This window comes from Pseudomonas sp. NGC7 (genome assembly GCF_047159675.1).
Lineage (GTDB): Bacteria > Pseudomonadota > Gammaproteobacteria > Pseudomonadales > Pseudomonadaceae > Aquipseudomonas > Aquipseudomonas kermanshahensis.
In genome coordinates this window covers 714,895-731,303 of record NZ_BAAFZY010000001.1, presented here as the reverse complement: position 1 = coordinate 731,303, position 16,409 = coordinate 714,895, and the positions used below count along the sequence as shown (strand labels likewise).

The 16,409-nt window shown below is 62.0% G+C and carries 13 protein-coding genes; 6 read left to right on the top strand and 7 right to left on the bottom strand.

What is annotated here, in order from left to right; translation table 11 throughout:
* The first annotated feature begins 134 nt into the window (after positions 1-134).
* Positions 135-1,472, top strand: a complete 1,338-nt coding sequence (locus ACMCNM_RS03335; protein WP_274886862.1) for an MATE family efflux transporter — start codon at positions 135-137, stop codon at positions 1,470-1,472.
* 374 nt (positions 1,473-1,846) lie between these two features.
* Here the strand turns inward: ACMCNM_RS03335 and ACMCNM_RS03330 are convergent, their stop codons facing one another.
* The 5 genes from ACMCNM_RS03330 to ACMCNM_RS03310 all read right to left on the bottom strand — a co-directional run bounded on the left by ACMCNM_RS03330 (position 1,847) and on the right by ACMCNM_RS03310 (position 6,802).
* Positions 1,847-2,302: an REP-associated tyrosine transposase gene (locus ACMCNM_RS03330; protein WP_099452796.1), complete on the bottom strand. Its 456-nt coding sequence runs from the start codon at positions 2,300-2,302 to the stop codon at positions 1,847-1,849.
* Positions 2,303-2,470: 168 nt separating this feature from the next.
* The gene (gene speA / locus ACMCNM_RS03325; protein ID WP_027594957.1) at positions 2,471-4,384 is read right to left on the bottom strand and encodes an arginine decarboxylase; all 1,914 of its coding nucleotides are present in this window, start codon (positions 4,382-4,384) and stop codon (positions 2,471-2,473) included.
* Positions 4,385-4,537: 153 nt separating this feature from the next.
* Positions 4,538-4,909, bottom strand: a complete 372-nt coding sequence (locus ACMCNM_RS03320) for a translation initiation factor Sui1 (RefSeq protein WP_027594956.1) — start codon at positions 4,907-4,909, stop codon at positions 4,538-4,540.
* A gap of 286 nt (positions 4,910-5,195) precedes the next feature.
* Positions 5,196-5,732, bottom strand: a complete 537-nt coding sequence (locus tag ACMCNM_RS03315; protein WP_412763940.1) for an NUDIX hydrolase — start codon at positions 5,730-5,732, stop codon at positions 5,196-5,198.
* Between the two features lie 2 nt (positions 5,733-5,734).
* Entirely contained in the window at positions 5,735-6,802 is a 1,068-nt protein-coding gene (locus tag ACMCNM_RS03310; protein ID WP_027594954.1) for a DUF2333 family protein, read from the bottom strand.
* Between the two features lie 249 nt (positions 6,803-7,051).
* Here ACMCNM_RS03310 and ACMCNM_RS03305 point away from each other — a divergent pair, with 249 nt between their 5' ends.
* Both ACMCNM_RS03305 and ACMCNM_RS03300 read left to right on the top strand, forming a co-directional pair.
* Entirely contained in the window at positions 7,052-8,410 is a 1,359-nt protein-coding gene (locus ACMCNM_RS03305; RefSeq protein WP_412763939.1) for a diguanylate cyclase, read from the top strand.
* A 114-nt stretch (positions 8,411-8,524) separates the two neighbouring features.
* Positions 8,525-10,486, top strand: a complete 1,962-nt coding sequence (locus tag ACMCNM_RS03300; RefSeq protein ID WP_412763938.1) for a methyl-accepting chemotaxis protein — start codon at positions 8,525-8,527, stop codon at positions 10,484-10,486.
* A gap of 442 nt (positions 10,487-10,928) precedes the next feature.
* Here the strand turns inward: ACMCNM_RS03300 and ACMCNM_RS03295 are convergent, their stop codons facing one another.
* Together ACMCNM_RS03295 and ACMCNM_RS03290 are read right to left on the bottom strand one after the other, a co-directional pair.
* Positions 10,929-11,894: an IS110 family transposase gene (locus ACMCNM_RS03295; protein WP_412763937.1), complete on the bottom strand. Its 966-nt coding sequence runs from the start codon at positions 11,892-11,894 to the stop codon at positions 10,929-10,931.
* Between the two features lie 156 nt (positions 11,895-12,050).
* Complete coding sequence (locus ACMCNM_RS03290) at positions 12,051-13,040, bottom strand: IS110 family transposase (RefSeq protein WP_412763936.1); 990 nt, start codon at positions 13,038-13,040, stop codon at positions 12,051-12,053.
* 388 nt (positions 13,041-13,428) lie between these two features.
* On the opposite strand from ACMCNM_RS03290, the gene ACMCNM_RS03285 reads away from it, so the two are divergent.
* The 3 genes from ACMCNM_RS03285 to accB all read left to right on the top strand — a co-directional run bounded on the left by ACMCNM_RS03285 (position 13,429) and on the right by accB (position 16,401).
* On the top strand, positions 13,429-15,207 hold the full coding sequence (locus tag ACMCNM_RS03285) for a protein-disulfide reductase DsbD (protein WP_412763935.1): 1,779 nt from the start codon (positions 13,429-13,431) through the stop codon (positions 15,205-15,207).
* A gap of 179 nt (positions 15,208-15,386) precedes the next feature.
* A complete protein-coding gene (gene aroQ, locus ACMCNM_RS03280) occupies positions 15,387-15,839 on the top strand; it encodes a type II 3-dehydroquinate dehydratase (protein ID WP_008093086.1) in 453 nt (150 codons plus the stop codon).
* A 100-nt stretch (positions 15,840-15,939) separates the two neighbouring features.
* Positions 15,940-16,401 (top strand): acetyl-CoA carboxylase biotin carboxyl carrier protein, encoded by a 462-nt coding sequence (gene accB / locus ACMCNM_RS03275; protein WP_186682112.1) that lies wholly within the window; start codon positions 15,940-15,942, stop codon positions 16,399-16,401.
* Positions 16,402-16,409 lie beyond the last annotated feature (8 nt).

Here is a 16,409-nt window from a genome sequence, read left to right as displayed (position 1 = left end):
GCGTGTACGTGAGGGCAGCAACTATAGCGCAACGACGGGCGCGTCACCCGCCGTGTAGCGCCAGGTGAGACCGCGTTCGCGCGAATTGGTTGCCTGGCCGGTACACTGTGGCACTGCTAATGCCAGGATTTGAAATGTCTCAACTGACCACCGACTGGCGCGACCGCCCTACCCACCGCAAGGTCTGGGGCCTGGCCGCACCGATGATCCTCTCCAACATCTCCGTACCCCTGGTGGCGCTGGTCGACAGCACCGTCATCGGCCACCTGCCCCACGCCCACCAGCTGGGCGCCGTTGCCGTGGGCGCCACGCTGTTCACCTTCATGGTTGGCCTGATGGGCTTTCTGCGCATGGGCTCGACCGGCTTCGCAGCCCAGGCTGCTGGGCGCGGTGACGGCGCGGCGTTGCGCCAGGTGTTGGTGCAAGGGCTGCTGCTGGCCCTGGGCTTTGCCGTGGTCATCGGCCTGTTGGCGCTGCCCTTCAGCCAGTTGGCGCTGCACGCGATGCAGCCCAGCGCGGCGTTGCAGCAATCCACCGAGGATTTCTTCCACACCCGCCTGCTCGGGCTGCCTGCGGCACTGGCCAGCTACGCGCTGGTCGGCTGGTTCCTCGGCACCCAGAATGCCAGGGCGCCGCTGGCCATCCTGCTGACCACCAACCTGCTGAACATCATCCTCAACCTGTGGTTTGTGCTCGGCCTGGATTGGGGAGTGCTGGGTTCGGCGCGCGCCTCGGTGATTGCCGAGTGGAGCGCCGCACTGCTGGGCCTCGCCCTGACCCGCCCGGCCTTGCGCGCGTACCCCGGGCACATCGCCTGGGCGGCGCTCAAGCGCTGGCAGGCCTGGAGGCCGCTGCTGGCCGTCAACCGCGACATCTTCCTACGCAGCCTGGCATTGCAACTGGTGTTCCTGTTGATCACCGTGCAAGGCGCCCGGCTGGGTGAAGCGACGGTGGCAGCCAACGCCCTGCTGCTCAATGGCCTGCTGCTGACCGCCTACGCGCTCGACGGGCTCGCCCATGCAGTCGAGGCCTTGTGCGGCCACGCCATCGGCGCCCGCGACCGCGACACCCTACGCCGCTCGCTGGTAGTGGCGTGCGGTTGGTCGCTGATCACCAGCGTCGGCTTTGCCGGGCTGTTCCTGCTGGGTGGGCACCTGTTCATCGACCTGCAGACCGATATCGACAGTGTGCGGGCGGCGGCTTATCCGTACCTGCCGTACTTGGCGGTACTGCCGTTGATTGCGGTGTGGAGCTACCTGCTCGACGGGTTGTTCATCGGCGCGACGCGTGCGCGGGAGATGCGCAATGCGATGCTCGCGTCGGTGGTGATTGCGCTGCCGGTGGCGTGGGCCATGAGTGGGTTTGGCAACCACGGCTTGTGGTTGGCGTTTCTCGGGTTCATGGCATTGCGGGCGGTGACGTTGGGGTGGGTTGGGTGGCGGTTGCAGCAAAAGGGGCTGTGGGTTCAGTGATTTTGGGGCTGCTTTGCAGCCCATCGCGACGCAAGGCCGCTCCTACACGGATGCGCGTTCATCTGTAGGAGCGGCCTTGCGTCGCGAAATGAGGGCGCAGCCCTCACCTGCTAACGTACAGCCAAACACAATCCCAATGTGGGACTGCCCTGCACGCGTTACCAGTCCCGCACACACGGATGCGCATTCACCTGTAGGAGCGGCCTTGCGTCGCGAGATGAGGGCGCAGCCCTCACCTGCTGACTCACAGCCAAACACAATCCCAATGTGGGTACTGCCCAGCACGCGTTACCAGTCCCGCACACACGGATGCGCGTTCATCTGTAGGAGCGGCCTTGCGTCGCGAAATGAGGGCGCAGCCCTCACCTGCTAACTTACAGCCAAACACAATCCCAATGTGGGTACTGCCCTGCACGCGTTACCAGCCCCGCACGAATGGGATTAGCGATGATGTAACGCGCAGCCGCTTTGACATCTTCCTCTTTACGCAATGCGCGATCAAAAAAACCCGGTTGCCAGATATGCAGTCGTTCTGCGCCAACTCGATACAAAGCACAGGCGCTTTTGGACTTGAACGAACACATCAGACTTCCCAGGCTGTTGGCCCTTAGCTCGATCAGCCAATGCAGGTGATCTGGCATGAGAGTCCATGCCAGCGTTCGACTGCTGCCCGCCTCATCACTCAAGCGCAACTGTTGGACGACGGCTCTGGCGAACCAGAGGTTGAGGAATAATGGATAGCGTTTACGGGTGACCGTCGTTAAAAGGTAAAGACGGCCGGGTTCGGATACCCGGCCAACGCGCAAACGGTGGTTGCCTTGACAGTCCATGTCGTTCTCCTTTGAACATCGCATTCAAAGGTAGCAACGGTAGGTCAGTACACTGTGAACGGATCATTTCCGGGTGTGACGTCGGTGAGGGCTTCGCCCTCATTTTCGCGACGCAAGGCCGCTCCTACAATGAAATCGCGATCCCTGTAGGAGCTGGCTTGCCGGCGATTACGAAGACAAGTACGAAGAGCGGGTCAGCCCCAGGCGCAAGGCATCGAGGAACTGCGTCCGCTCGCGGGCGGTGATCTTCGCGCTGGCAACCTTGTCGCGGTAGTGAGTCATCAACTCCTCCGGCGACAGGTGCACGTAACGCAGCATGTCTTCGATGGTGTCGTGGGTCTCGATACCGGCGTGGTACACGCTGCCATCGGCATTCTGGTAGATGTTCACCGAGTCGGTATCACCGAACAGGTTGTGCATGTCACCCAGAATCTCTTGGTAGGCGCCAACCAGGAACACGCCCAGCAGGTAGTCCTCGCCCTCATTGAGCGCATGCACCGGCATGCTGGTCTCGATGCTCTGCTCGTCGACGTACTGGTTGATCTTGCCGTCGGAGTCACAGGTCAGGTCTTGCAGCACCGCGCGGCGCATCGGCTCTTCATTCAGACGATGCAGCGGGATGATCGGCAGTACCTGGCCGATGGCCCAGGTATCCGGCAAGCTCTGGAACACCGAGAAGTTGCAGATGTACTTGTCGGCCAGCTTGTCATTGAGCTCGTCCAGCACCTGGCGGTGCGAACGCTGGCGCGCCTTCAGCGAGTTGTGCAGGCGACGGCACACGGCGAAATAGCACTGCTCGGCCAGGGCTTTCTCGGCCAGGCTGATCTTGCCATCGGCGTACTGCGCCGCCACGTCACCCATGTAGTGGGTAGCGCGCCAGTAGGTCTCGGTGACCATCTCGATGTCGGTCGGGCCCAGCAGGTCGGCCAGCCACTGCACGGTCTCGGGCAGGGCTTCCTTGTTTTCGATGGTCGGCACGTCGTCGTTGTGTTTTTCGACGTCGGTCACCTGGATCACCAGCATGGCATGGTGCGCGGTCAGCGAACGGCCGCTCTCGGAGAAGATGTGCGGGTGCGGCAGGCCCTGCGCGTCGCAGAACTCCTTGAGCATGCCCACCACCACGCCGGCATAATCATCCATGTCGTAGTTGATCGAGCTGGCATTGCGCGAGTGAGTACCGTCGTAGTCCACACCCAGGCCACCGCCGACGTCGATGTGGTCGACCGGCAGGCCCAGTGCACGCAGCTCGCCGTAGTAGCGGATGGCTTCCTTGAAGCCGTGCTGGTAGTCCGCCAGGTTGGCGATCTGCGAACCCATGTGGAAGTGCAACAGGCGGATGCCCTGGTCCAGGCCGGCATCGCGGAAGCGCTGCACCACCGAAATCAGCTGCGCAGCCGACAAACCGAACTTGGACTTCTCGCCACCGGTGTCGGCCCACTTGCTCGACGCCAGCGACGACAGGCGCACGCGCAAGCCGACCTGCGGCTTGACCTTGAGCTCGGCGGCCTCCTCGATCACTAGGGCGACCTCGGATTCCTTCTCGATGACGATGAACACGTTGTGGCCCAGCTTCTGGCCCATCAGCGCCAGGCGGATGAACTCGCGGTCCTTGTAACCGTTGCAGACGATGGTGCCGCCCTTTGGCGCCAGCGCCAGCACTGCCAGCAGCTCGGGCTTGGAGCCGGCCTCAAGGCCAATCGAGACGTTCTGCGTGGCGATGATGTTTTCCACCACCGCTTCCTGCTGGTTGACCTTGATCGGGTACAGCGCGGTGTACTGGCTCTGGTACTCGAGGCGCGCGATGTTGGCGTCGAAGGCACCGGTCAGCTGGCGTACACGGTCTTGCAGGATGTCGGGGAAGCGCACCAGCAACGGCAACGACAGGCCGCTCTGGCGCAGTTCGTCGACCTGCTCAAACAGGTCGATCGGCGCGCTATTGGGGCCATTAGGGCGTACTTCGACGCGCCCGGCTTCATTGATGGCGAAATAACCAGCGCCCCAATGGCGGATGCCGTAAACACTGCGGCTGTCGGCCACGGTCCATTGGCTACCATCGTCTTTGCGTGTGCGTCGTACGGACATTCAAGTCCCCTATAGATAAGTCGAAAACACTGCCCCAACGAAAAGGGCCGGCGCAGTGTAGAAGCTGAAAATGACGATTCGTCCGGTTCAGGGGTAGACCCTTCCAACAGGAACGAGTTTAGAAAGCACTGGGCAAAAAAACGCGCGACGGCCTCAGCCGCCCGACTTTTTCGCCTTGAAACCCTGTTTGGTCAGCTCGCCGATCAACAGCTCGACATGGTCGCCCTGAATCTCGATAACCCCGTCCTTCAAGGCGCCACCGGTACCGCAGCGGCGCTTGAGCGTGGTGGCCAGCTCCTTGAGCTGATCGAGGGGCAGCGGCACACCGGTGACGGTGGTCACGGTCTTGCCACCGCGGCCTTTGCTTTCCCGGCGTACGCGGGCAATGCCGTCGCCTTCGGGGATGATTTGCTGCTTGCAGGTGCAGGCATCCACCGGCTGGCTACAGTCAGGGCAGTGCCGACCGGCATCGGTGGAGAACACGAGACCGCCAAGGGCGGAAAAGGAAGAAGCTTTCTTGGCCACTTTTGTTCCTCTGTGCTGAGGACAAAAACTGGTCGGCGGGAGCCGACCGCGAAGCCCCACTCTGGCAGGGGCGGCGCTACTGCCGCAAGATCTTGCGACAGCCCGAAAAGGGCGCGCAGTGTAACGATAAATCAGGGGATTGCTAAGTACTGGAATGCGCCATTTTGCGAATGTTTTGCGACCCTTCGCGGGCAAGCCCGCTCCTACAGGTACTGCACGGTTCTTAAAGGCTCCGGTAAACCTGTGGGAGCGGGCTTGCCCGCGAATAGGCTGCAACGCCGTGCAACTAGGGCAAGCTGGCTTTGTACCGCTGCAACGCCGCCAACGAGTCCGGGCAATACGGCTTGGTGTGGCTTTCTTGTTCCGCCTGCGCCAGGCTGATGAACCGCGCCTCGCTCACCTCTTCCGGCTGCAAGCGCAACGGTGCATCGGACACCGCCGAATACACCGCACACCACAAGCGGTTATCGGGTTGGTCGAAGTAGAACCGTTCATGAAAGCGCAACGCGACGCCGTCGATACCCAGTTCTTCGGCCAACTCCCGCGCAGCCGACTCGGCGTAGCCCTCGCCCGCCGTCACCATGCCGCCCGCCGCCACATCCCAAAAGCCTGGGTACAGCGCCTTGCTCATGGTACGCCGGTGCACGCACAACTCCCCGGCGCTATTGAACAGCAAGATGAACGTGCAACGGCCAATCAGCCCGCGCTCGCGCAACTCTGCCCGGGGCAAGGCGCCGAGCACCTGGTCGGCTTCGTCGACCCAGGCAACCAGCTCACGGTCGGAAGCCGCCCGATGGGCGGCTTCTTGGGTGCTGATGGCCACGATCACCCCTGCGACAGCAGCTGACGCAGGTCGATGACCGCAGCGTTGGCCCGGGAGATGTAGTTGGCCATGACCAGCGAGTGGTTGGCCCACATGCCGAAGCCGCTGCCATTGAGCACCATCGGGCTCCACAGCGCTTCCTGCGAGGCTTCCAGCTCACGGATGATCTGGCGCACGCTGACCGTGGCATTCTTTTTCGCCAGCACATCGGCGAAGTCGACCTCGATGGCGCGCAGCAGGTGCGACAGCGCCCAGGCCTGGCCACGGGCTTCGTAGAACACGTTGTCGATCTGCAGCCATGGGGTTTCGACCAGCTCTTCGTCAACCTGCGGTGCCTGGCCAGGTTGTACCGACTCGGTCTTCAGGGTGGTGTTGAGCTTGACCCGGCCAACGCTGGCCGACAGGCGCTGCGACAGCGAACCCAGGCGGGTAGCCACATCGCCCAGCCAGTTGTTCAGGTTGTCGGCACGGGTGTAGAAGATCGCGCCCTTGTCGCCAGCGGCCAGGCGGGTCTGGTAGCGGTTCAGCGACTTGATGCCTTCTTCGAACTCAGACTCGCTCGACGGCAAGATCCAGCTCTTGTTGTCGAAGTTGAAGCGCGGCTCGGCCTTGGCCAGGTCGGCGTCTTCAGTGGACTGCGACTGCGAGCGGGCGAAGTCTTTGCGCAACGCGCGGGACAAATCGCGGACCTGGACCAGCACGCCGTATTCCCAGCTCGGCATGTTGTCCATCCACAGCCCCGGCGGGAAGCGGTCGTTGGAAATGTAACCGCCCGGCTTGTTCAGCAAGGTACCGGCGACGGTCTTGAGGGTTTCGATGGTGGTATAGCCGATGACCATCTGCTGGCCATTACGCTCGGCCGCAGCCTGGGCGTTCTGCTGCACCGGGAACAGCTCCGGCTCCTGGCTCCAGTACCAGCCCAAGCCGATACAGACCAGCAGATACAGGCCGATCAGAGTACCCAGGGCACGGCTCCAGAGGCCGCCCAGGTAGCTACGGGCGGCGGCGCCACGGCCATCAACACGCTCGCGGGGTTCGGCTTTGGCCTCGCGGTTTTTCCAGTCCAGCATGGCATTGCCCTTAATCAGTCAAGACGGTTCAGAGGCTTGGACCCCAGGCCTTCGCCAGGGTGCCACGGCAAGCCCGCATCGCTGCACTATAAAGCAGACACTGCCGTACGCATAAGCGACCAGTGGGTCAGTAACTGAATATTCGTTCTAAACGCTTTGTTGATGGAGGACACTCACCCAATGGAAAAGAGCTGCTAGCATAGAGCCATCATCGCACCTGCACACCACCCACCCAAAAGTAGCCAGGACATGAGCCAAGCAGTCGATCCGAGCCACCAGTGCCCCGCCCAGCACCTGTCGCGTCCCGGCCTGCGCAAGGATGACCCGCTCAACCCGGTGCCCCTGCCGCCGCTGCGCAAGCCTGTGTACATCCTTTTGCAGGACCACGAGCGCGCCCAACGCCTGGCCCAGCAGCTGGAGTTTTTCGGCCTCGGTGTGCAGGCCTTGTTCAGTGCGGATGCGTTTCGGGCTTCGCTCAGTGAATGCCCGCCTGCGGCGGTGGTGATGGATGTCGACTTCACCGGCAGCGGCCAGGGCCTGCGCTTGGCCGCCCAAGCTCAGCAAGGTATGCCGCAAACGATTCCGCTGCTGTTCTTCAGCCACCACGAAACCGATACGCCGACCCGCCTTGCCGCCGTGCGCGCTGGCGGCAAAGAGTTTCTGACCGGCACACTGGAAGCCTCCAGCCTGCTGGAGAAGGTCGAGCTGCTCACCAGCACCACCCCGCTCGACCCGCTGCGGGTGTTGATCATCGACGATTCACGCACCCAGGCGCTGCACACCGAACGGGTGTTGAGCAGCGCGGGCATGATCACCCGCAGCCTGACCGACCCGATCCGCACCATGGCGGAACTGGCCGACTTCCAGCCGGACCTGATCATCCTCGACCTGTACATGCCCGCCTGTACCGGCCCAGAGCTGGCCAAGGTAATCCGCCACAACGACCGCTATGTCAGTGTGCCAATCATTTACCTGTCGGCCGAGGACGACCTGGACAAGCAGCTCGACGCCATGAGCGAAGGTGGCGATGACTTCCTCACCAAGCCGTTCCGTTCGCGCCACTTGATCACCACCGTGCGCAACCGCGCCGCCCGCGCCCGCCACCTCAAGGCACGCATGGTGCGCGACAGCCTCACCGGGCTGTACAACCACACCCATATCCTGCAACTGCTCGAAGATTGCAGCTTCCGCGCCCGGCGCGAGCAGCAGCCCTTGAGCTTCGCCATGCTCGACATCGACCGATTCAAGAAGATCAACGACCGCCATGGCCATCCCATGGGCGACCGGGTGATCAAGAGCCTGGCACTGTTCCTCAAGCAACGGCTGCGCAAGACCGACTTCATCGGGCGTTATGGCGGCGAAGAGTTCGCCATCGTCATGCCCAACACCGCCCTGGATGCCGCGCACAAGGTATTGGACGAAATCCGCCGGCGTTTTGCCGAGATCCTCTATCCGGCGCAGCCACGGGACCTGAACTGCACGTTCAGCGCGGGGGTGGTGCAACTGGACGATGAGCTGGATGCGCTGACCATGGCCAGTGCCGCGGATGAGGCGTTGTACCGGGCCAAGCACGCGGGGCGTAACTGCGTGGTTCGGGTGGAGCCTTAACAAGGCAAAGTGCCATCTTTTTTTACATCAGGACACAGACGTCATCACTGCGTAACAAAATCGCAATAACTTCAGGCGCTTACCTCTCCCACTCCCCGCAGGAAGTTCGCGGCTATGCGCCTGAAGTGGCTGACCAATTTCAACACCCTGTTGCTGGTAACCGTCTGTATCGCCCTGGCCGTGACCTTGTGGTGGTCACAGCGTGCCCTGGAGCGCCCCTATCAGATGATGGAACGCTACCTGGGCCTGTCCCAACAGTTCCAGAACCAGGCAGCGCACAACATCCAGGCCTACCTGGCCAATGGTGATGCCTTGCGCCATGCCGCTGCGATGGAGGCCAACCAGCAGTTGCAGACGGCATTGGCCGAATGGCCCGACGCGCTGGCCGCCAAACTGCACCCCAGCCTCGACAGCCTGCAGGCCTTTACCGCCGAAGAACTGCTGGCGGCCGGCAAGCTGGCCGGCGACCCGCAAGCGCTGCTACTGCAAGCCGAGCGCGAACTGGGGGCCAACTTCGAACAACTGGCCAATTACGCCCGCGACAGCGGCAGCGCCGAGGCCAACCGCTATCTGCTGCCTGTGCTCGACGCCACCGTGCACTTGGGCCGCCTGTCGCTGGCCCGGGACAAACTGGTCAGCAGCGGCCGCCCTGAACTGGCCGACGAAGTGGAGCGCGAGCTGCAACTGATCCGCGCCCAGGCCCAGGCGCTCGACAGCTTGCCGTTGCTGGGTATTACCCGTGCAGCCGAGTCCAATGCCGATGATTTCGCCGCCCTGATGGGCCTGGAAACCCAGGCCAGCGCGCAGCAGGAAGACATTGCCGTCGCCCTCAAGCGCGAACTGCAGAGCCTGCTCACGCGCTACCCGGCCGAACTGCAACGCACCCGCGAGCAAATCGAGCGCCGCGCCGCCCTGGCCGCCAGCACGGGCCAACGCCTTGAAGCGGTGCAGCAGGCCATCGCCGGCCTGGAGCCTGAAGTCCGCGGGCTGCACGCCAAGATCGCCGCCGAAGTGCGTATCAGCCAAGGCCTGATGATCGGCCTGATCCTGCTGATCGCGCTGCTCATCGACACCCTGCAGCGGCGCTTGGCGCGTACGTTGACCAGCCTGGCGCCGGCCCTGTCGCACTGGGCCGAGGGCGACTTCGCCAAGCCGATCGCCCTGGGCAAAACCAACCGCGAGCTGCACGACATCCAGGAGTCGCTCAACCGCCTGCGCCACTACCTGGTGGAACTGGTCGGCACCATCCGCCACAACGCCGAACAGGTGGCCGGCAGCAGCCATGCCCTGGCCGGTATGAGCGCCGCCCTGCACGACGGTGCCGAGCGCCAGGCGGGCGACACCGGGCAGATTCGCGACGCGCTGGGTGAACTGGAAGCGACCATCCAGCAAGTGGCCGGCGATGCCAGCGCGGCTGCCGACGCCAGCCGCGATGCCGGCCGTGCGGTGGAGCACGGCCAGGCGGTGATTGGCCAGAGCTTGTCGGGGTTACGCGAACTGGTGGACGAAGTGCAGGGTAACGCCCGCATGATCGAACAACTGGCTGAGGAGTCCGCCACCATTGGCGGCGTGTTGACGGTGATTCGCTCGATTGCCGAGCAGACCAACCTGTTGGCCCTGAACGCCGCGATCGAAGCTGCCCGCGCGGGCGAAATGGGCCGTGGCTTTGCCGTGGTGGCAGACGAAGTGCGCTCCCTGGCGCAGCGCACCACAGGCGCAACCGGCGAGATCCAGACACTGATCGACCGCTTGCAACAAGCCGCCAGAGGCTCGGTGGCCGGCATGCGAGCGCAGTTGGAACATGCCGAAGCCACCGCCGACCAGGCCCAGGCCGCAGATGGCGCGCTGGACGAGATTGTCCGCGCCATTCGTACCATTGCCGATACGGCGGTGCGGATTGCCGATGTCACGGCCCAACAGAGCGGTGCGGTGAGCGAGATTCGTGACCATAGCGAGCGGATTCACGAGTTGGGCGAGGACAATTTGCAGCGCATTGGCGAGGGGCGTGAGCAAGGGGAGCAATTGCTGAGCCTGGGCAGCGAGCTGAGCACGGCGGTGCGGGCGTTCAGGGTGTGAGCGTGCACTTTCTGCGCCTGTGAGATCGAGCGCCGCCCGCGCGGCGCATCGCGAGCAACGCTCGCTCCTACGTTTGTTTCGGGCCAATTATTCCTGGGGCAAACGCGCGCGACCGCCTTGGCGGATGACGCGATATCGCGTCGAACAAACAAGGCGGTCGCGCGCGCCTGTCACAGGCGTTATTGGCCGAAAACAAACGTAGGAGATTCTATGGTGCGAGGGAAGCATCAAGTAGGCGCTTCCTCCGCCGTCCCCCTCAATATCAAGGCGCAAGCCGACGCATACAAACGTAGGAGATTCTATGGTGCGAGGGAAGCATCAAGTAGGCGCTTCCTCCGCCGTCCCCCTCAATATCAAGGCGCAAGCCGACGCATCTGATTTTTCGTCAGTCGTTTGGTTTCCGAGTAGCGTTTTTTGGCGGCTGCGGAGCAGCCTCCCAGCGTCAATTGGGCAGTTTGCCACCCCCTGCATAGATTTGCGGTGACCAGTCCGCTTGATGCTTCATCAGGCCGAAGGCCAACCGGGCCAAGCGCCTGGCGAGTATTACCAAGGCTTGAGTTGTCTTTTTCCCACGTCCCAGGTGATGGGCGTAGAACTGCTTCCACGTCTCGGTTCGACTGCCGCTCATCGAGGCGTTGTAAAGCAGTCTGCGCACTTCGGAGTCTCCGCGCTTGCTCAGCCTACCTCTGCCGGCCCATCTGCCGGATTGCGCGACCGTTACGTCCATGCCGAGATAAGCGACAAAGGCGTCGCTGTTGGCAAACTCGCCACGCATGAAGGACATCACCAAACCAACGGCGGTCAGAAACCCTATACCAGGTAACTGCTGGACACGACGCAAGTGATCCAGGAACCCGGCCTCTCTGATCGTGTTGCGCAGCTGCTTTTCCAGCGAGCCCTCAATCCGCTTCAGCATCTGTTCAATCTGCATAAGCTCCGATGCGAACAGCTTGTCCCCTGACCAACTCATCCGCAGCATGCCGCGGATTTCCACGAGCTTGGCGCGGCGACGCAACAGCACCTGGATTTGACGATGTCCGGCTGGCGGAGGTGTCCAGGCCTTCAGGGAGCTTCGTTCCTTATTCAGGTAACGGGCGAGTAAAACCGCATCATGTGCGTCAGTCTTGGCACGCACAGCAACACTCTCACGGTATTTGCTCAGCCTGAAACCGTCGATGACATACACCGTCAAGCCTGACGCATAGGCCTGCTCGGCTAGCTCCATGTGATAGGTGCTAGTCGCCTCAATAGCCAGCGCTGAACCTTGAGGTACCGTCTTGAGCCACGCCTTGATCGATTTCGGCGTATTTGGGATCGGGAAGGGTTTGGTATCCAGGGAGCTTTGAATCATCAGCTCATTTTTGGCGACATCCACACCAGCTTCGATCGGGAAGGTAGACATTGCCATGGGCTGCTGCTCCTTGTAGCGTTAAAGAACTTGAAGGGGTACACCCTGGCGCAGGCTTGCATCTATCGTCGTTTGCAAACGAGGCATTCCTTATCGGCGCTTGGGTGTGGAAAGGAGGAGGGGTGATTTCTCCCACGGTCTGTACTGCGCGAACAGTCAGAAGCGAGCGGTGTCCCTCCTCCTCCCTTCAAGTCCTACCATACAAGCGAGCGTTGCTCGCGATGCGCCGCGCGGGCGGCGCTCGATCTCAAATGCTACGCGAGCAAGCTTTCTTGCCAGGATCACGAGGGCCTGGGTCGTTGCCTTGCCGCTGTTGCGGTGTTGTTCATAGATGCCTTTCCAGGCCTTAGACTTGCTAGCGGCCATCGCTGCGTTGTGCAGCAAGCGACGGATTTCTGAGCAGCCCCGTTTTGTGAGACGGCGTCGTCCAGCTTTCTGTCCAGAGTCACTCACTCGCAGATCCATTCCAAGAAATGCAATGTAGGAGTCACTGCTTTTAAATTCGCCCCTGACAAAGGCCATTACCAGTGCCGTGGCTGTAAGGAAACCTATCCCCTCTACTGCCTGACAACGAGCAACTTGCTCATGCAGTCCGGCCTCTCGGAGCACTTCTTTCATCTTCTTTTGCATCAGCAGATCCAATCGATCTATTGATGTTACGAAAGCTTCGAAGGCCGCCTTCAAGAGGGTTTCATTAGCCCAGCTCTGAGTCATAGCGGTGCGAGCAGACACCAGTGCGGCTCTGCGGCGGAGGAGGCTCTGCAGCTTGCCGTAGACGGCTGGAGGCGGGCTCCAAGGACGAAGGTCCTCCCCCTCATTTCTCAAGAAACGAGAGAGTAACCGAGCATCAGAAGGGTCAGTTTTGACTCGCCCGCCAACACTTTTTCGGTAGTTGCTCAGTTGAAACCCATCGACGACATAAACACTGAAACCTAGTCCATGGGCCAACTCAACCAAGTCCAAGTGATAGACATTGGTCGCCTCAACAGCGATGGCAGTGTTCAGGGGTTGTTGCTTCAGCCACCGCTTGATGTCGGCTTTTGAATTTTTCAGTTTGATTACCTCATCACTGCTGTCGTGATGGATAACCAGCTCAGCTTTTGCAACGTCCGCACCCACGATCAATCTACCTGCCTGCATTGCCATGGGCCGTACTCCACGTTAAGGTTTTTAGGCTTGAAGGGGTTTCACCAAGAGGCGCTGGCTTGCTTCTATCGTCGCTTGCAAACGATGCATTCTTTATCGGCGCTTTGGTGGAAGGGGTGGGGCGATGTCTCCCACGGTCTGTACTGCTGCGAACAGTCAGAATCGGGCATTTAGTCCCACCACCCCTTCAAGTCTAACCATACAAGCGGGGAGCGGTGTCCCTCCTCCTCCCTTCAAGTCCTACCATACAAGCGAGCGTTGCTCGCGATGCGCCGCGCGGGCGGCGCTCGATCTCACAGGCGCCAAAAATTGCCTGACGAGCACCACTGGCCCCAACCCCTACCAACTCCGCTATCATGCCCAGCACGTTCCACCTCGCGAGTCCGCCATGCGCCGCCTGTTTCTCCTGCTGTTCCTGCTGCTGGCCAGCCCTGCCTTCGCCACGGGCCTGCTCGACAACCGCCCCAGCGCCACCCTCGGCGCCGCTTCGCTGTCCAACGCTGCCGATTTTCTGCCCGTGCACGAAGCGTTCAAGCTCAGCCTGATCCAGGCCGATGCCCAGAGCATCAAGCTGCGTTTCGTCGCTACCGACGGCTACTACCTCTACCGCCACCGCTTCAATTTCCGCACAGAGCCGGCCGACGTGGCCGTGGGCACGCCCAACATCCCCAAAGGCGAAGCCAAGCACGATGAGTTCTTCGGTGACGTCGAGGTGTACCACGGCGTGCTCGACATCGAGCTGCCACGCACCGACCCTCGCGCGTTCACCCTGCTGGTGGGCTACCAGGGCTGCGCCGACAAAGGCCTGTGCTACCCCCCGGAAACCGCGCGCCTGAGCATCGATGGCGAAGGTGGCCCCTCCAGCGCGGCACCGGCCACAGGTGAACAGGCCTGGAGCTGGAAATCCCTGTTGCTGTTCTTCCTCGCTGGCGTCGGCCTAACCTTCACCCCTTGCGTGCTGCCGATGCTGCCCATCCTCTCGGGCGTGGTGCTGCGTGGCCAGGCTAACGGCTTGCGCGGCCTCGCGCTGTCGCTTGCTTACGTTGTATCGATGGCCGCCAGCTTCGCCGTGCTGGGCGCGCTGATGGGCCTGTTCGGCGCGGGCTTGAACCTGCAGGCACGGCTGCAGTCGGCCTGGGTACTGGTGCCTTTCGCGTTGTTCTTCGTGGTGTTCGCCCTGGCCATGTTCGGCCTGTTCGAATTGAAGCTGCCACAGGCCTTGAACAATCGCCTGGACTCGCTCGCCCACCGCACCAAAGGTGGCTCGCTAGTCGGCGCGGCAGTGCTGGGCGTGCTTTCCAGTTTGCTGGTGTCGCCCTGCGTGTCGGCGCCACTGGCCGGTGCCCTGCTTTATATCAGCGCCAGCGGCGATGCCCTGGGGGGTGCGCTGAAACTGTTCGCCCTCGGCCTGGGCATGGGTGCGCCGTTGCTGCTGGTGGCTACCGGTGGCGCAGCCTGGTTGCCGAAGAGCGGCCCATGGCTTAACACGGTGAAAAACGCCATCGGTGTGCTGTTGCTAGGGCTGGCCATCGGCTTGCTCAGCCGCGTGCTGCCTGGCCAGGCGACGTTGCTGCTGGTCGGCTTCCTGGCTGCCGGCGTGGCGCTGTTCCTCGGGGCCCTGGAATTCGTCATCAAAACCCCGCGCCAACGCCTGGCGCAATTGCTCGGCCTGGCGTTGCTGGTCTACGCCCTGGCCTGCTGGTACGGGGCACTGAACGGCCAGGGCGACCCCCTGCGCCCCTTGCCTGCCCCCGCCGCGGCCACGGGCAGCGCCAGCCCGGCCGTCAAGGCCGATGCCTGGCAGACCCTCACCACCCCCGCCGCGCTCGACGCGGCACTGGCCCAGGCCAAGGCCGCGGGCCAGCCGGTGTTGCTGGACTGGTACGCCGACTGGTGCATCAGCTGCAAGGTGATCGAGCACGAAGTGCTCAATGCGCCGCAGGTGCAATCGCAGCTGAGCGCCTTCAAATTGCTGCGTTTCGACATCACCGAGAGCAACGCCGAGCAACGTACGCTGCTCGACCGCTACCAGCTGTTCGGCCCGCCTGCGCTGCTGTTCTTTGCGGCGAACGGCAGCGAAATAACCGCTGATCGGGTCATAGGCGAGATAAACACCGGCGATTTCGCCGAGGTTCTGACGCGCGTGCGCGGCAAACTCGGTCTATAACTTCCGGCGAGCTGCGAAAAATCCTCAAGACAGTGACCAGATTTAATTATCCGGTCACATACTTCGCGCGAATCTCGGACATCGTGCTGGCTATTGCCGGGAACTGGACACTTGCCGTCGCTTTACGGCACACTCGCCGCGCTGTGTCGAATTGCCCTACAAATCCAAGGAATCCGCAGATGGCTACGCTACTGGTGCTTCACGGCCCCAACCTCAACCTGCTCGGTACTCGCGAGCCGGGCCACTACGGCGCCGTGACCCTGGCCCAGATCAACCAGGACCTGGAGCAACGTGCCCGCGCCGCGGGCCACCATCTGCAGTACCTGCAGAGCAATGCCGAATACGAACTGATCGACCGCATTCACGCCGCACGCAACGAGGGTGTGGACTTCATCCTGATCAATCCGGCTGCTTTCACCCACACAAGTGTCGCATTACGTGACGCATTGCTTGCGGTGAGCATCCCATTCATCGAAGTGCACCTGTCCAACGTGCACAAACGCGAACCGTTCCGTCACCACTCCTACTTTTCCGATGTGGCCGTAGGGGTGATTTGCGGCCTGGGCGCCAGCGGGTATCGCCTGGCCCTGGAGTCCGCGCTGGAACAACTGGCTGCCAACGCACAGCCCTGATGACAGAGACCCTGGCCTAAGTGGGCCGGGGTTTGAGAGAAACGTTTTAGACACGTTTTCAATTACGCCCCCTGACCGAACCTTTGGGAGTTGATGATTAATGGATATCCGTAAAGTCAAGAAACTGATCGAACTGCTGGAAGAGTCTGGCATCGACGAACTGGAGATCAAGGAAGGCGAAGAGTCGGTCCGTATCAGCCGTCACAGCAAAACCCCAGCTGCCCAGCAGTTCTACGCACCCGCCCCAATGGCTGCTGCCCCTGTCGCTGCTCCGGCCGCTGCTGCTGCTGCTGCCCCTGTCGCCGAAGCTGCTGCCCCGGCGCTGAAAGGCACCGTGGTTCGCTCGCCAATGGTCGGTACCTTCTACCGCAAGCCATCGCCGACCTCGCCTAACTTTGCTGAAGTTGGCCAGTCGGTGAAAAAAGGCGACACCCTGTGCATCGTCGAAGCGATGAAGATGATGAACCACATCGAAGCCGAGATCGGCGGTGTCATCGACGCCATCCTGGTAGAAGACGGCCAGCCGGTTGAGTTCGACCAGCCGCTGTTCACCATCGTTTGAACCGCGGA

Coding starts and splice junctions, on each gene's coding strand:
- ACMCNM_RS03335 (WP_274886862.1), top strand. CDS start 135: ATGTCTCAACTGACCACCGACTGGCGCGACCGCCCTACCCACCGCAAG.
- ACMCNM_RS03330 (WP_099452796.1), bottom strand. CDS start 2,302: ATGGACTGTCAAGGCAACCACCGTTTGCGCGTTGGCCGGGTATCCGAA.
- speA (WP_027594957.1), bottom strand. CDS start 4,384: ATGTCCGTACGACGCACACGCAAAGACGATGGTAGCCAATGGACCGTG.
- ACMCNM_RS03310 (WP_027594954.1), bottom strand. CDS start 6,802: ATGCTGGACTGGAAAAACCGCGAGGCCAAAGCCGAACCCCGCGAGCGT.
- ACMCNM_RS03305 (WP_412763939.1), top strand. CDS start 7,052: ATGAGCCAAGCAGTCGATCCGAGCCACCAGTGCCCCGCCCAGCACCTG.
- ACMCNM_RS03300 (WP_412763938.1), top strand. CDS start 8,525: ATGCGCCTGAAGTGGCTGACCAATTTCAACACCCTGTTGCTGGTAACC.
- ACMCNM_RS03295 (WP_412763937.1), bottom strand. CDS start 11,894: ATGGCAATGTCTACCTTCCCGATCGAAGCTGGTGTGGATGTCGCCAAA.
- ACMCNM_RS03290 (WP_412763936.1), bottom strand. CDS start 13,040: ATGGCAATGCAGGCAGGTAGATTGATCGTGGGTGCGGACGTTGCAAAA.
- ACMCNM_RS03285 (WP_412763935.1), top strand. CDS start 13,429: ATGCGCCGCCTGTTTCTCCTGCTGTTCCTGCTGCTGGCCAGCCCTGCC.
- aroQ (WP_008093086.1), top strand. CDS start 15,387: ATGGCTACGCTACTGGTGCTTCACGGCCCCAACCTCAACCTGCTCGGT.
- accB (WP_186682112.1), top strand. CDS start 15,940: ATGGATATCCGTAAAGTCAAGAAACTGATCGAACTGCTGGAAGAGTCT.